Annotated in this window: 14 protein-coding genes; 3 read left to right on the forward strand and 11 right to left on the reverse strand. The window is 40.3% G+C overall.

Annotated elements, in window-relative coordinates; genetic code table 11:
• Positions 1–31: 31 nt before the first annotated feature.
• From JS46_RS09780 to JS46_RS09790, 3 genes are all read left to right on the forward strand, one after another.
• On the forward strand, positions 32–508 hold the full coding sequence (locus JS46_RS09780; protein WP_033750737.1) for a YbaK/prolyl-tRNA synthetase associated domain-containing protein: 477 nt from the start codon (positions 32–34) through the stop codon (positions 506–508).
• Positions 509–570: 62 nt separating this feature from the next.
• Complete coding sequence (locus tag JS46_RS09785; protein WP_033750136.1) at positions 571–1,365, forward strand: ABC transporter substrate-binding protein; 795 nt, start codon at positions 571–573, stop codon at positions 1,363–1,365.
• 106 nt (positions 1,366–1,471) lie between these two features.
• A complete protein-coding gene (locus JS46_RS09790) occupies positions 1,472–2,770 on the forward strand; it encodes a succinylglutamate desuccinylase/aspartoacylase family protein (protein WP_033750138.1) in 1,299 nt (432 codons plus the stop codon).
• 34 nt (positions 2,771–2,804) lie between these two features.
• On the opposite strand, the gene gndA is transcribed toward JS46_RS09790, so the two are convergent.
• The 11 genes from gndA to JS46_RS09830 form a co-directional block, all read right to left on the reverse strand.
• Positions 2,805–4,214, reverse strand: coding sequence for an NADP-dependent phosphogluconate dehydrogenase (gene gndA, locus JS46_RS09795; protein ID WP_033750142.1), 1,410 nt, complete (start codon positions 4,212–4,214; stop codon positions 2,805–2,807).
• 91 nt (positions 4,215–4,305) lie between these two features.
• Complete coding sequence (locus tag JS46_RS09800) at positions 4,306–5,298, reverse strand: sulfotransferase family 2 domain-containing protein (RefSeq protein WP_033750145.1); 993 nt, start codon at positions 5,296–5,298, stop codon at positions 4,306–4,308.
• An 8-nt stretch (positions 5,299–5,306) separates the two neighbouring features.
• The gene (locus tag JS46_RS23350) at positions 5,307–7,160 is read right to left on the reverse strand and encodes an acyltransferase family protein (protein WP_072010420.1); all 1,854 of its coding nucleotides are present in this window, start codon (positions 7,158–7,160) and stop codon (positions 5,307–5,309) included.
• A gap of 17 nt (positions 7,161–7,177) precedes the next feature.
• Positions 7,178–8,308, reverse strand: coding sequence for a glycosyltransferase family 4 protein (locus JS46_RS23355; RefSeq protein ID WP_033750740.1), 1,131 nt, complete (start codon positions 8,306–8,308; stop codon positions 7,178–7,180).
• Between the two features lie 6 nt (positions 8,309–8,314).
• Positions 8,315–9,205 (reverse strand): glycosyltransferase, encoded by an 891-nt coding sequence (locus JS46_RS09810; RefSeq protein WP_033750149.1) that lies wholly within the window; start codon positions 9,203–9,205, stop codon positions 8,315–8,317.
• Positions 9,202–10,350: a UDP-galactopyranose mutase gene (gene glf / locus JS46_RS09815; protein WP_033750152.1), complete on the reverse strand. Its 1,149-nt coding sequence runs from the start codon at positions 10,348–10,350 to the stop codon at positions 9,202–9,204. Before glf ends, JS46_RS09810 begins: the two co-directional genes overlap by 4 nt.
• A 36-nt stretch (positions 10,351–10,386) precedes the next feature.
• Entirely contained in the window at positions 10,387–11,817 is a 1,431-nt protein-coding gene (locus JS46_RS09820; protein ID WP_033750155.1) for a beta-1,6-N-acetylglucosaminyltransferase, read from the reverse strand.
• The gene (locus JS46_RS09825; RefSeq protein WP_033750158.1) at positions 11,817–12,815 is read right to left on the reverse strand and encodes a glycosyltransferase family 2 protein; all 999 of its coding nucleotides are present in this window, start codon (positions 12,813–12,815) and stop codon (positions 11,817–11,819) included. The genes JS46_RS09820 and JS46_RS09825 overlap by 1 nt, the downstream gene beginning before the upstream one ends.
• Positions 12,812–13,627: a glycosyltransferase gene (locus JS46_RS23360; RefSeq protein ID WP_072010421.1), complete on the reverse strand. Its 816-nt coding sequence runs from the start codon at positions 13,625–13,627 to the stop codon at positions 12,812–12,814. Before JS46_RS23360 ends, JS46_RS09825 begins: the two co-directional genes overlap by 4 nt.
• Positions 13,620–14,366, reverse strand: a complete 747-nt coding sequence (locus JS46_RS23365) for an ABC transporter ATP-binding protein (RefSeq protein WP_072010422.1) — start codon at positions 14,364–14,366, stop codon at positions 13,620–13,622. The genes JS46_RS23360 and JS46_RS23365 overlap by 8 nt, the downstream gene beginning before the upstream one ends.
• 2 nt (positions 14,367–14,368) lie before the next feature.
• Positions 14,369–15,133: an ABC transporter permease gene (locus JS46_RS09830; protein ID WP_033750162.1), complete on the reverse strand. Its 765-nt coding sequence runs from the start codon at positions 15,131–15,133 to the stop codon at positions 14,369–14,371.
• Positions 15,134–15,256 lie beyond the last annotated feature (123 nt).

Consider the following 15,256-nt stretch of genomic DNA (forward strand, 5'->3'; position numbering starts at 1 on the left):
TACGGTTCTCTTTTCGGATTCGGATTCGGCTATGACCACCCATGAAAAACTCCTTGCCCTGCTGGAACAGCATCAGGCGCGCTATCAGCTGATGAGTCATGAACCGACCGGCAAATGCGAAGCGGTGGCGGCGATCCGCGGCACCGAGGTCGGCCAAGGCGCGAAGGCGCTGGTGTGTCACGTTAAGGGCAACGGCGTCAAACAGCATGTGCTGGCGGTGCTGCCGGCCGATCAGCAGGCGGATTTAGCCAGAGTGGCGGACGCGGTGGGCGGCCGACGCGCCTCGCTCGCCAGTCCGGCTGAGGTTGATACGCTAACCGGCTGCGTGTTCGGCGCCATTCCGCCCTTCTCGTTTCATCCCGATCTCAGGCTGGTAGTCGATCCGCTGCTGTTCGAGCGCTTTAGCGAGATCGCCTTCAACGCCGGACGGCTCGACAGGTCGGTGATATTGAACACGGAAGATTACCGCCGCCTCTGCAATGCTAACGTAGTGAAAATAATCCAGTAATTGTCATCGTGATAGCTGGCAGGTACTCTGCTTTATTCAACATCACGATAAAAGAAGAGACTATGACTACTCCTGGCTTCTCACGTCTGCGCGACGCGCTGATGACCGCCGTACTGGCAGGCTGCGCCTTTGGCGCGCAGGCAAAAATCGAACAGGTACGCTTCGCCGTCGATCCGACCTATCCGCCGTTTGAATCCAAAACGCCGCAGGGCAAGCTGGTCGGTTTCGATATCGACCTGGGCAACGCCCTGTGTCAGCAGATGCAGGCGAAGTGCGTCTGGGTGGAAAGCCAGTTCGACGGCATGATCCCGGCGCTCAAGGCGCGTAAGTTCGACGCTATCCTCTCCGATATGGGCATCACCGAAGAGCGCCTGAAGCAGATCGACTTTACCGTGCCGCTCTATGACACCCATACGCAGCTGATTGCACGCAAAGGCTCCGGCCTGCTGCCGACCGCCGAGTCGCTGAAGGGCAAAACCGTCGGCGTCGAGCAAGGCACCGTGCAGGAGCGCTACGCGCGCGCTAAATGGCAGCCCTTCGGCGTCAACGTGGTGCCTTACGGCGACCAGGCGCAGGTGGAGAGCGATCTGATCTCCGGACGGCTTGATGCGGTATTCACCGATGCCGCGCAGGCGGCGATCGGCTTCCTGAAGCATCCGCAGGGCAAAGATTTCGAGCTGGCCGGTCCGATCGTGCAGGACCCGATTATCGGTCCAGGAACGGCGATCGGCCTGCGTAAAGGCGACAGCGAGTTGAAGAGCGCGCTGGACAGCGCCTTCGCCGAAATCAAAAAAAACGGCACCTTCGACAAGATTCAGAAGCACTATTTCGCGACCGATATTTCCATTCAGCAGTAGTCTGAGGCGACCCGAGTGGTCGCCCGCTTTGATTCGGCACTATACTTTTCTTCATTTCCTGGGCGCAGTTGCGCCCTCTTCTAAATGACAGGACAATCAGCGCCCTATGCATCAACAACATCATCCCCTTCTCAGCGCCTCGCTGGGCACGCAGCGCGAAATCGTCAGCTTCCACTTCGGCGAAGAAAAATATAAGCAGGTCTATATCCAGGCGTCGCTACACGGCGACGAGATCCCCGGCATGGCGGTCGCCTGGTTTCTGAAGCAGAAGCTGATGGCGCTGGAGTCCGCCGGCAGGCTGCGCGCCGGCTTTACGCTGGTACCGGTGGCCAATCCGCTGGCGCTGAGCCAGCACTGGCACGGCACCCATCTGGGACGTTTTCACAGCGAGTCGGGCCAGGACTTCAACCGTCGTTTTCCTGCGCTGGGCGAGAAGCTGGCGGCAGAGCTGGCGGGATCGCTGACGCCGAACGAAGGCGACAATAAACGGCTGATCCGCGACGCTATCGATCGCCACTACCGTGACGTAATTGCCAAAACCGAGCTGGAAGCGCAGCGCTTTACGCTGATGCGCATGGCAAGCCAGGCGGATTTGATGATTGATTTGCACTGCGACTGGGAAGCCCTGACACACCTCTACACCACGCCGCACGCCTGGCCAGATATTGAGCCGCTGGCGCGCTGGCTGGGCAGCGAAGCGCAGCTGCTGGCGCAGATTTCCGGCGGCGAGCCGTTCGACGAAGCCTGCTGTGAACCCTGGCTGACGCTGGCGCAACGCTTTGGCGACCAGTATCCGATGCCGCGCGGCCTGCTGCCGGTGACGCTGGAGCTGCGCGGCGTGCGCGACGTCGATCCCGATCAGGCGGAGCAGGATGCGGAGGCGATTATCAATGCGCTGCGCGAAAGCGGCTATATCGCTGCGGAAAGCCCGACGGTGTCGGCGGAAGTGGCGGCACCGGTGATTGGCGGCGACGAGCTGGCGCTGGTAACGGCCAATGCCGAGGATATTGCCGGCATGACCGAGAGCAGCGCGGCGGCCAGCGCGCTGGAAGCGGTGGATGTGCCGGAAGAGAGCGGCGTGATTAAGCAGCGTCATACCGAAGGCGCAGGCGCGGTTTCCCCTGCCCTTAAACATCCGGCGACCCCGCTGGCTGCGTGCGAGTATATCCACTCTCCGGTATCGGGACTGATTCTGCATCGCAAGAAGCTGGGCGCGCATATCCGTCCGGGCGAAGTGGTGGCGGAAGTGGTGGATCCAGTGACGGACTTTGTGACGCCGCTGGTGGCGGAGTTCGGCGGCGTGCTTTATGCGCGGCACTGGACGAAGTTTGCCACGGCGGGAATGCTGGTGGTCAGGCTGGCGGGAGAAGATGAGGTGAGGAGCGGGGATTTGCTGGTGGGGTGAAAAAAAGGCTTCCGGATGGAAGCCTTTTTACTGTTTAGTCCAGCCACTCGGTGTGGAACACACCCTCTTTATCGATGCGCTTATAAGTATGCGCGCCGAAGTAGTCGCGCTGCGCCTGAATCAGGTTAGCAGGCAGCACTTCTGAACGGTAGCTGTCGTAGTAAGCGATAGCGGCAGAGAAGGTCGGCGTCGGGATACCGTTCTGAACGGCATAGGCCACGACGTCACGCAGCGCCTGCTGGTATTCGTCAGCAATGTTTTTGAAGTACGGCGCCAGCAGCAGGTTGGCGATATTGGCGTTTTCTGCATAGGCATCAGTAATCTTCTGCAGGAACTGCGCGCGAATGATGCAGCCAGCGCGGAAGATTTTAGCGATTTCGCCGTAGTGCAGATCCCAGTTGTACTGCTCGGAAGCCGCGCGCAGCTGAGAGAAGCCCTGAGCGTAAGAAACGATTTTGCCCAGATAAAGTGCGCGACGCACCTTCTCAACAAATTCCGCTTTGTCACCGGTAAAGGCCTGCGCCTGCGGGCCACTTAGTACTTTAGACGCGGCAACGCGCTGCGTTTTCAGCGAAGAGAGGTAACGGGCGAATACGGATTCAGTGATCAGCGACAGCGGTTCGCCGAGATCCAGCGAGCTCTGGCTGGTCCACTTGCCGGTGCCTTTGTTAGCTGCTTCATCCAGAATAACGTCAACCAGGTAGTTACCCTCTTCATCTTTCTTGGTGAAGATATCCTTGGTGATGTCGATCAGGTAGCTGCTCAGCTCGCCGTTGTTCCACTCGGTGAAGGTTTTCGCCAGCTCTTCGTTGCTGAGATCCAGCGCACCTTTTAACAGCGCATAGGCTTCTGCGATCAACTGCATGTCGCCATATTCGATGCCGTTATGCACCATCTTCACATAGTGGCCAGCGCCATCTGGACCAATGTAGGTCACGCAGGCTTCGCCATCTTCAGCGCGGGCAGCGATTTTGTCCAGGATTGGCGCAACCAGCTCATAAGCTTCTTTCTGACCGCCAGGCATGATAGACGGGCCTTTCAGCGCGCCCTCTTCACCGCCGGAAACGCCGGTGCCGATGAAGTTAAAGCCCTGCTCAGACAGCTCTTTGTTACGGCGAATGGTGTCTTTATAGAAGGTGTTGCCGCCGTCGATCAGGATATCGCCTTTGTCGAGGTGCGGGGTCAGGGAGGCAATCGTTTTGTCAGTCGCTTCGCCCGCCTGCACCATCAACAGGATACGGCGCGGTTTCTCAAGGGACTCCACAAACTCTTCGATGGTGTAGTAAGGCGCCAGTTTTTTTCCCTGATTCTCAGCGATGACTTCATCAGTCTTTTCGCGAGAGCGGTTGAATATGGATACAGTATAACCACGGCTCTCAATGTTGAGAGCCAGGTTACGTCCCATTACTGCCATACCTACAACGCCGATCTGTTGCTTGGACATCTGATGTTCCTTACACTGATTAAATCAACATTTTAACTAACTTTAAAGCCACATACTATCATGGATTTAACATTAGGATTTTCATCAATTTCTAGTGACGCAAAAAGGCAGAAAGTCTACGTAAAACTTTAGTATACCTAAAAGATTTACTATTCAACATTTTCTCATAACTATCTTCCAGAGAAGAACATTTTTGTTTTAACTGAGAGATTTCAAGTTCAAGTTCTTTCTTGTAACGCTCATCTTTAGAGTTGAGGTCAGCGCAACAAATAATCTCCTTATTTGCATTACTTATGGATGCATTGAGACTATCAATGGCAGAATTTTTGTGCTTAATTTCCTCAACTAAATAATGGACTTCATTTTGTAAATCTTTGACGAGCTTCATTTCAGGGATATATAAATCACTGAAATACTCAAGATAAACATCTCTACCAAAATCCTTTTCATATGTAGGGTTAATCATTACGTATTTAAAAAACAAAAAATCCTTCCGATACACCTTATTTATCAGAGAGATAGTTTCATCATTGAGATCTTTAACTTTAACCCGACCTGGCAAATTATTTTTGATATTATATTGTTTAAGATCAGCAGATATGCCAAGTATAGACTGTATTACATACCAATCATATTCGATATTTTCTTGTCGGCCAACATAATCAGCAATAAGCTTGTCACCGTTGTAGAAAAAATAGTATTGCGGGCAAAAATGAATCAATTCAAACTTATATCTAACGGATGTCTCATTAATATTTAGACGGGCCCATTCGTTGATATCAATGCATTCAGAATAATTATGTTGAATCTTGTACTCTTCCCACGCGCTTATAAATCTTTCATAAGGGTTACGAACGAAACCAAATGTAAAATAATCATGAGCTTTTTCAAACAGACGATGATAGACTAATTCTGAAGCTGGGACGTGGGCCTTATCAGTTAACCTGTTTAAAACTTTAATGTATTCAGGGTTCCAATAGTAGCCACCAGAAGAGTCGTATTCTTCCAAGGCCTTTCGCACTGACGTACCCGCTACTTTGGGGTTGTGAATGAAAAAAAACTTCTTATCATCAGAATAAAGCATGAGTAAAATTACCTTTTCATGGAATCTAATTCATGGACATTTCTAAAAATGTATTTCCCAACTATTTCGGAACCCTCTTTAGATAAGTGCCCATAATCGGTGTATAAAGGATGATTATCCTTTATTACCATACATTTTTTATCTGAACAGAGAGCTTTATCCGCAGCAATAAAGAAAGCATTTTTGTTTTCTCCAGCAACCTTAGCTAAAACAGCATTAACCCCATCATCGTTTTCTTTTTGATAGCTTTGACATTTATTGAAATGAAATATTTTATTAAGAGGGAGTTCATTTTTAGCCAGACATTCAAACATCAATTTTTTACTGCCTTGAACATCCCCAATCAGATAAAGTGGGTTTTTCATAACATCAATATCTTTTATAAAAAGATCAACTTCTTTATATATTTTTTCTAAAAGCGGGGTTTGATCAGAAGTTCCATCTCTTCTGGGCCCAACCCAAGTCCAAAGAGTGCTCCATAAAACAATTTTTCCAGGATGGCTATTTATAAAAGAAATCATCTGATCATATCTTTTCTTACATAAATCATTGTTATAACTTTCAGTCATATAGTTTCTGGTAATATTGCATCCATCCAATGCTAATGAAGCAACTTTAAGATTATTATTTTTAATGTAACTATAATAATGCCTGGCATGACTGCTGCCTATTAAAATATAATCAAAATCTCTTTCATTTCCATTAAAGTAAACGACATCTGGAGAATCGGATATTTGCAGATTACCCTCATATTTGATCCTGTATTGTTCAACACTCATATTGAATGCGTCAGGATTTTTAAGCCTTGAAGGCATCCCTGAATGCGCTATAATGACTGCAGCAAACGAGAGGAAAAGATAAACGATTACATTTTTTTTAGAGTTCCCCTTCTTTTTTTCACCAAAAAAATTCAGCAGAAAAGTCAGAGCGCAGCATAACAAAACATAGATTAACCAGGTTAACTCAATATTCAACTTTTTATAAAGTACAATTAGCGGCCAGTGAACCAGATACAATGAGTAAGATGTAGAACCAATCTTTTGAAAGATAACATTATCTAACAGAAAGCTTCGCTTTTTAGAAAATATAATCAGCCCTGCACCAGCAACAGGAAGTAGTGCATAATATCCCGGCCAGGCAAATGAGCTATCAAAATAAAAGAATGAAAAAACAATAGAAAAAATGCCTAAGTAGTAAGCAGCACTTCTTAGTAAAGAAGAGTTAATTTTAGGTATAAAATAAATTAAACCACCTAATAACAACTCCCAAGAGCGAGAAATAAAGTCGTAATAAATGAAATTAGGCTTGTACAACCACAATCCTAACTCCAGTAAAAGTAGACTTACAACTAAAAAAGAAAATACATAAACAAATAAATCACTACGTATTTTTTTATATAAAATCACCATTAAGGGTGGCAAAAGAAGATAGAACTGCCACTCCACAGCTAAGGACCAACTGTGAAGCAGAAAACGCTCCTGAGAAGATTGATCAAAATAGCCTGAATTGAAAAAATAGATATAATTAGATATAAATAAGACTGTAGCTATGACGTCTTTAGCTAGAACCTGATAACTGGCCGGGTCCAGAACGAAGAAACCTACCACAATTAAAGAGATGCATAAGAGAGAGAGTGCAGGTATTATTCTCAACGCCCTTTTAAGGTAAAAATCGGAGAAAGAAAACTTATCCTTTAATAACCTTTCAATTATAATACCTGTCATTAAAAAGCCAGAAATAACAAAAAAAACATCTACTCCAGCAAAGCCGCCAGGCAGCCAGTCTGGTTTGTAATGAAATAAGACAACACCTAATACAGCGATCGCTCGCAATCCATTAATATCGCTCCTGAACTTTTCCATATCATCATAAACCAATTTTATTTTATAATTTCTTTATAAACACCGAGAGTAGCATTGATGATTTTATCAGATATAAACTCATCTCTTACAAGCTTCTCGCCCGCCTCTCCCATTCTCTTTCTTAATGCATCATCTTTCAACATCTTATATAACTTAACCTCAAGTTCAGTCTTATCTTTCTTCTTTATTAGAAATCCATTAATATTATTTTTAACTATTGCATTGATCCCACCACTATCATAAGCTATGACAGCTCTTCTTAGAGCACAGGCTTCAATCAATATCATTGGTACACCTTCATTATAAGTTGAAGGTAAGGCTATTATATTTGAACTGGATATAAGCTGATAAACATCATCTCGTTTACCCAAAAAATTTATATTTTTTCTTTTTGACCACTCATTAATAACAGAAACTGGTATCGCTTCACTATCTCCTGGGCAATGAATCCCAGCTATGTTAAGTATAAATTCATGGCCCTTTTTACTAAGGGATCGATGAATGTCGACCAGATCCTGTAACCCTTTGGGATAAATTAGTCTACTTGCAAAAAGAACAACAGGGATATCATTATTAATTTCATTAGTGGCATTGAGATTATTAATGTTGATACCACCGCCATTGATGACAAGACATTTATTTTTATCGACACCACAGCGACTTATCAAAACTTTTTTGTCGCTTTCGCTTTCGAAAATTAGCCTCGTTAATTCTCTATCAAATAAGTGCCTATATAAAAAGGAGATAAAAAATCCCAAAATATTATATCTTCTTTTTTCACCGCTAAACACTCTCCCTAAACCTACAAATCCAGCGATAAAGGGGATGTTTCTGCGCTTTGAAATAATCCCCCCTATAATAATTGGCTTAATTGTAACGCAATGAATTAAATCAGGTTTAATCGAATTGATTTTTTTATAAATCCCCCAGGCGCCTCGGAAAAAATTTGTAAAACTAAAGCTTCTTTCGTCTATTCCACTTTCAAGACATATAAAACCAATATCTTCTAATTCCCTTAACAACTCATGATTATGAAAACGCATGAGTAAATAAACTTCATAACCTTCTTTTTTTAAAGCAAGCGCTCTCTCAATCCAGTGTAACTTAAAATACCAGTCAGAATTTATAAAAAAAATCACTTTTTTCATATGCAACTACAGCTTTCCGGTTTTGTTGGTAAGACCGTGCCATATCCCTTTAAACAAAAACATAAGATAATATGTTTTTCTCTTTTCATGCAGTGCCATTGATATATATTTCATAACCCTCAATAAAATAAAGGAACTATTAAATATCTCACGGGTCGCCAGCTTTCTTTTCGAAAGTAACAAATTCCTAATTAGATAGTACACTTTCCACTCTTGGCTTTCAAAACCCTTACTTTTCTTTATGTCGTGCTTAAAAACTAGACTTGGATCATAAAAAATTTTACATCCATTTTTAGTAAGCTGCCAGGAATAATACACATCATCGAAATATAAAAATAATTCTTCATCTAACATATTGTAGCTATTTGACAGGATGCTACTATGAATTAAGCATCCTACGAATGAGAATGTAACAACAGCTTGAAGAGATTCAACATCTGCAACATAAGATTTTTTATTGAAAAAATATTCAATGTTTGAAAAAAATCCTTGGGGTATTTTTGCCCAAGGTATATTCATATCGCAAATATTTCCTTGCATGTCTAAAACTTTGCTACACCATATTGTATTGTGGGCATGATTAGCTTGGCGAAATTTCGCGATTGTTCCTGATTCAGGGAACGCATCATCATCATAAAATGTAACCCAATCTACTTCTAATGAACTCAATATATAGTCAATTCCTAATTTAAAACCTCCTGCACCACCAGCATTAGTTTCACTATTTATTATAATTAACCTGTCATTTTTAACAGAAGCTAACCACTCACCAGTCCCATCAGTTGAATCGTTATTAACAATAATAACCTTATCAAAGTGTTCGCTTAGCGTTTTTTCCAGCGTGATTTTTAACTTAGCGAGTCTGTTAAAGGTAACGATCAAAGCAGCAATTTTCATAATATTTTAGCCATAAAGACAGGCATCTTTTTATTTTCTTTATTTGCTTCTACAAACTTATCAGATACATTCAATGCTTCATCAATGATTGCGTCCATATCTAGATAACGATAAGTGCCTAATCGGCCAAGGAAAGTAACTTTAATTTCATTAGATGCCAGATTAATATATTTCTCTAATATTTTCATTTCATCTACAAGTCGTATTGGATAATAAGGTATATCCTCTTTATTTGCCAATCGACTCACCTCTTTGTAGATGACAGTTTTATTATGTTTCTCCCACCAAGAAAAATGTTTATGCTCTGTTATACGCGTATATTCTACGTTTTTATCGCAATAGTTAATAACTGCACACCCTTGATAATCAGATTCATGTGTTTCTGAATTAAAATCTAACGTCCTGTATGCGAGAAGACCATATTTATAATCATAGAACCCATCGATAGAACCAGTATAAAAAACATGTGCATACATGTTTTTCATATTATGGCTGTATGCTTTATCTAAAGTGAGCTTGATATTTTTATGATCTAAAATTTTCTCAACAATTTTAGTATAGCCTTCTCTTGGCATTCCCTGATATTTATGATTGAAATAATTATCATTATAGTCAAATCTTAGTGGAAGCCTTTTTAAAATCGCTGAAGGTAGTTTTTTCGGTGATACCCCCCACTGTTTGACAGTATAATTTTTTAAAAAGGCTCTGTATATTTTATGACCAACAAGCGATAGGGCTTGTTCTTCAAAATTCTCGGGTGGATTCTTTTTATCTGTCAATGAATCCACAAACGCTTTTGCTTCGTTGGGATTCATTGATTTACCGAATAATTGATTTATCGTATGCAAATTAATGGGCAAACTATAAACTTGTTGATTATGTATGGCCTTCACCCTATGGATGTAAGCTTCAAAATTACCAAATTTGTTTATATAATCCCATACTTTTTCCTTGTCAGTATGAAATATATGTGGCCCATAAACATGTAACATTATATTGGTATCATTATCTCTTTCAGTATGACAGTTACCTGCGACATGAGTACGCTGATCTATTACTTCTACTTCAAATCCATTATCTGCAAGTTCGCGAGCTACTACCGCACCGGAGAATCCAGCTCCTACAACTAAAATTTTGTCGGACATAACTCATCACCAGTTACTATAAAATTTATTTATTAGTTAAAGAAAGCGATTGCAAAATGGATCAGATTTAATTTCAGATAACACTTTTTGAAATAAATCATCAAGGTTACTGCTTTCAATTACATTTAATCCTTGAGAATTTAAAAATCTGATCTTTTTGATAATGCTATAAAAGAGGTCATAATCTAAAAAATCACTTGAAGGATAAAAAACATATTTAACTAGAGGGTTTTTCATAAGGTAATAATTTACCTTGTCAAAATCTTTTATATCTAATATTGCTATATTTATTTTACCATTATCGAATATATGGCTTATAAAACTTTCTATATTATAATCTCTTAATATCACATCAGTTTCATTGTATAATTTACTTTCTTCTTCTAACCCATAATCAATGATGGACTTAGAGAATAGCTGATGATATACCATTGACATTGGGAAATTTTCTTTAACTTTTTCTAATGTATTTTTTATATCCTGCTCTATATTTTTATTGGAGATAAATATAAAAACAGGAGAGAGTTTAGTATAAATCCCTATTTCATGTATAAACTTTTTCCTTGACCTTGGTATAGGATGGGTAATATCTTCAACATCGATGCTGACATTCGACTCTTTGTAATTATCTTTAAGCCTTTCTACCATTTTGCTATCCTTGAGGTTGATTTTCCTTGCAAAAAAATATTTTTTTGCATTCTCTAACTCTTTGATATCTTTAATGGAGAAAACCTTTGGAATTCCAGCATCGTTAAATCTGTAATACATTAGTATTGGCTCAATACCTTCTCCATTTTTTACATGACTAACTACGCTCTGTATATAAAACTCATCTGGTATCCATGTCCTTTTGAGGTATTTCAAGGCATCATGATTTTTAGTAAATTCAACGACTTTGTCTACTGTCTGAATTGACAGGCACCACCACTGCGAGCCCAACATCGGGGCAATGTTACCCGGTAATTTTCGTCTAACTTTAAACTTTCTTTGGATTTTATGTGAAACAGAGAAAAATATTGGGTCTATTCGCCAGTTAAAGAAATTATAATGCTCCCATCTTTCCTTCTCCAGACCGTCTATCACCCACTTACCTGAAGATGGGTTATGACATTCTATAAAGTCTGTGCCTTTTTTTTGCTCAAGGAAATTTATTAATTGCGTTCGTCCTTGGATTGGCATAGCTGTTCCGCTAAGCAATATCAAATAATCAATATCAGTCGATAAAGCTGCTTCCATGCCCCGAAGCGTTGCGTCAACTATTGATGATTCTCCCCAAACGACATCAATACTTGGAACTAATATCGCATCGGGAAATTCATTTTTTATTTGATTGATTTCTTTATTTAGTGGCGACTTTTTATCTATATGTAAAATGACACAATCTTCAGTGAATGAAGTTAATGCATTTAGTAGCCCTCTCAGCGCATCGAGTTTTTCATGAGCTAATACTAAGAAACCTAGTTTCATTACAACCACTCCCTGTTAGTGATTAGACCTGCGTCAAGTAAATCTTTATAGCCCCTGTATTCTTGACTGATAAACTCATGATAAAACTCCTCATCAAGAAATGTTTTATAACCCTGGTATTCTGAAGAGTTACCATAATGCTGCTTTCTTACCTGTTCTTCTTCTACTTTTTCTATTAACAATGATACGTATTTAAAATGTAACAAAGCACCTGTCAAAGAATATTTATAGCCGCCATTCAGTCGTCGAGGTAAAAGTGTATGCATCGATGAGATATAACTGTAATACCACTTCCATTTTACTAATGGCGTTTTATTTAAAGCTGGAGCTTTATATGGCTGCTTTTTGTAAAGCTTTCTCATTCTCACTCCCCCCTGAATCCATAGCGAATTCATCTCTGGATTTTCAGTGAAAAAGTAGCCTTCTTTGTCATAAAATCTACAAATTGATAAAGGATCCATTCCTTCTGTGTAAAAAGTATCGCTTGGGCTATCTTTACCGTACATGTCGATCATGATGGTAAAAAAGGAGCGTCTTGCAGTTTCATCAAGATAATTGACTAAGCGCGAAACACTTCTTTCATCTTCATTCGGAACTACCAAAAACTCGTCAGGGTCACATGTTATGCACCAATGATTATTACCATGTTTTCTTAACAGGAAATTAAGCCAGTGCATACCAAAATTAGATTTTTTATAACTTGATTTCGTGTGATATACCGTTACGTCACTATAATTTTTTATGATCTCTTTAAAATCGTCTTCAGAATCATTATCAACAAAGATGAAATGATCGACTCCAATATTTTTGTAATATTCTATAAAATACTTTATTCTCTTCGACTCATTACGCAATGTACAAAACAAAAGCAAATCGCTTTGTTTAATCTTGCTGCTATTATCAATAACTAACTTCAAATCCTTGCCATGAATCAGCGATAGAGCAAAATATTTAAACATTTCCATCGCGTGTCTTAAATACCCGATATACCGCTTCATTTCACTTTCCTTAGAAAATATCTCATTGGTTTAGAAAAAACAAAGTCTCTAATAAGACCACGCCATAAATCGGTTTTAGTAATTTTGTGTTTCATTATGAATTTCATTTTATAATTATTATGTAGATCTTTTTTATGTATGGAATTCATCGATTCAAAACTGCTCTGACTCATTTCTCTTATGTGATAATTTGCTAACGGTAAAGAAATCAATCCAACATTGGCATGATTTAAATAGCGATAATGAAAGTCCCAGTCTCCACAAACTAAAAAACTCTCATCAAAACCACCGATTTCTTTGCATATTTCTCTTGAGAAAACAAAAGATATAGGCATAAAAATATTTTTCGATTTAATATCTTTAACTCTTAGCTTTTTTAAATCGGGATTGAAATATCGGCAACTATTAATATCAATAAAGCCATTCTTTTCAGTTTCAAATATCTGCTTAACATGGCATACGCATCCATCAAGTTCGTGCGTTTCTATATGATTAAGCATCAATTTAAGAAAGTCTTTATCCCAAGTATCATCGTCGTCATGTATAGCAAGCCACTGAGAATCTGAACTCTTGATGCCTGTATTCGTTGCGGCTTCCATGCCAGAACTATATGGCTTGTGAATTATTTTTAATCTATTCGAATAATCAGGCAAGTAAGGTCTAACTGTTTCATCTAACTCTTTTTCATCTCCACCATCATTTACGATCACATGAACCCAGTCTTTATAAGTCTGAGAAAGTACGCTCTCGATGGCTCGATTAAGAAACTGATTTCTGTTTTTTGTTCTGGTGATAATCGCTATTTTAGGCATTCATCATTCGTTCATATAAAGGGAGAATGTCTGCTGTTTTGCCGTCAGCAACCTGTGTATGATTATCAATCCATATAGTGCGATCACAAAATGCTCTAACGTCATTGGCATTATGTGAAACTAGTACAACTGTCGTGCCCTTATCTTTGAATTCTTTAATTGTTTTTAGGCATTTTTTTTGAAACGCGATATCTCCTACAGCTAAAACTTCATCGATAATTAAAATTTCTGGTTCAACACTAGTTATAACCGAGAACCCTAATTTGGCTAACATACCTGAAGAATATGTTCTTATCGGTTGGTCAATAAATTCACCTAACTCTGAGAATTCAATTATTTTTTCTAATCTTTGCTTAGTGATCTTTAACGGCAAACCTAATAACGTTGCGTTCATTATTATATTTTCACGTCCCGTTAATTCGCTATGGAAGCCGCCACCAAGCTCTAACATTGCTGCCACTCTACCTGCAACTTTAATTTCCCCATAAGTTGGCCTCATTACCCCAGTTAGAAGGGAAAGTAATGTGCTTTTTCCAGCGCCGTTCCTACCGATAATTGCAACAGCTTCGCCTTTACTAATGGAAAAATTAACATCATGTAGCGCGGTAAATTTCCGAGCACTTAAAAATTCTTTGATTTTATTTGGTTTTAGTAATAAACTTTTTATACCACCACTAATATGGTTATAAAATGGATAGTCCTTCCTAACAGCTTTCGCTTCTATTACATATCTCTTCATGTTTACAGAACTTCCGCAAATTTAAATTTAAGCTTATTATAGATAAAAGACGCCAATACAAGAAACACCATACCGATACTGAGTATTTTAAAATAAGCAAACCAATCGAAAGCGCCGCTCATGAACAGGTTTCTCCATAGCGTTATCAGTTCGGCAAACGGATTTATTTTAATTATCCATTGATAATTCTCAGGTATCATCTTTTCTGAATAGAATATGGGAGTAGCATAAAACAAAGCCGTCATTGCTAAGGTTACAAACCTTTCGATATCTCTAAAAAAAACACACAATGTTGAGAACAGGAGTGACAGGCTGAATGACAATATTATTTGTATAATACATAAAAGCGGTAGAAAAAAAATTATATCCAGATGTAAGTTAATACCGCTGTACCACAAAAAAAGTAATATAACTGGTACAGACATTAAAAAATGGAATCCTTCCATAAAAACGTTGCTCAGGATTAAAGTGAATTTAGGGAAGGTTGTTTTTTTAATTATTTGTGCATTCCCCAGAAAGCACCATGCGCCATTGGTTATACTATTAGTGATCCATTGCCATGGAAACAGCGCGCACACTAGAAAAGCAGGATAATTTTCAACCTGCACGCGCATGAAAACTTTAAAAGCAAGATAGTAAATCAATGTAAAAAATAAAGGGTTTGCCAGAGCCCATAAATACCCTAACTTATTGTTTTTATACTTTACTTTTATATCTTTTTGTGTGAGAACCAATAATACTTCGTATACTCTGGATATTTTTTCCACTGTCAACCTCTTGAACACTAGCGCTTGAAATACCTTCTGTACTTTAATTCATTGGCTAAATTTATTGAATGCTACCGCCCTTGACTCGAAGCTGCCAATGTGCTTAACGACTGAGGTAGTATG

Origin of the sequence: Pantoea sp. NGS-ED-1003 (assembly GCF_000738765.1) — a bacterium.
GTDB lineage: Bacteria > Pseudomonadota > Gammaproteobacteria > Enterobacterales > Enterobacteriaceae > Pantoea > Pantoea septica.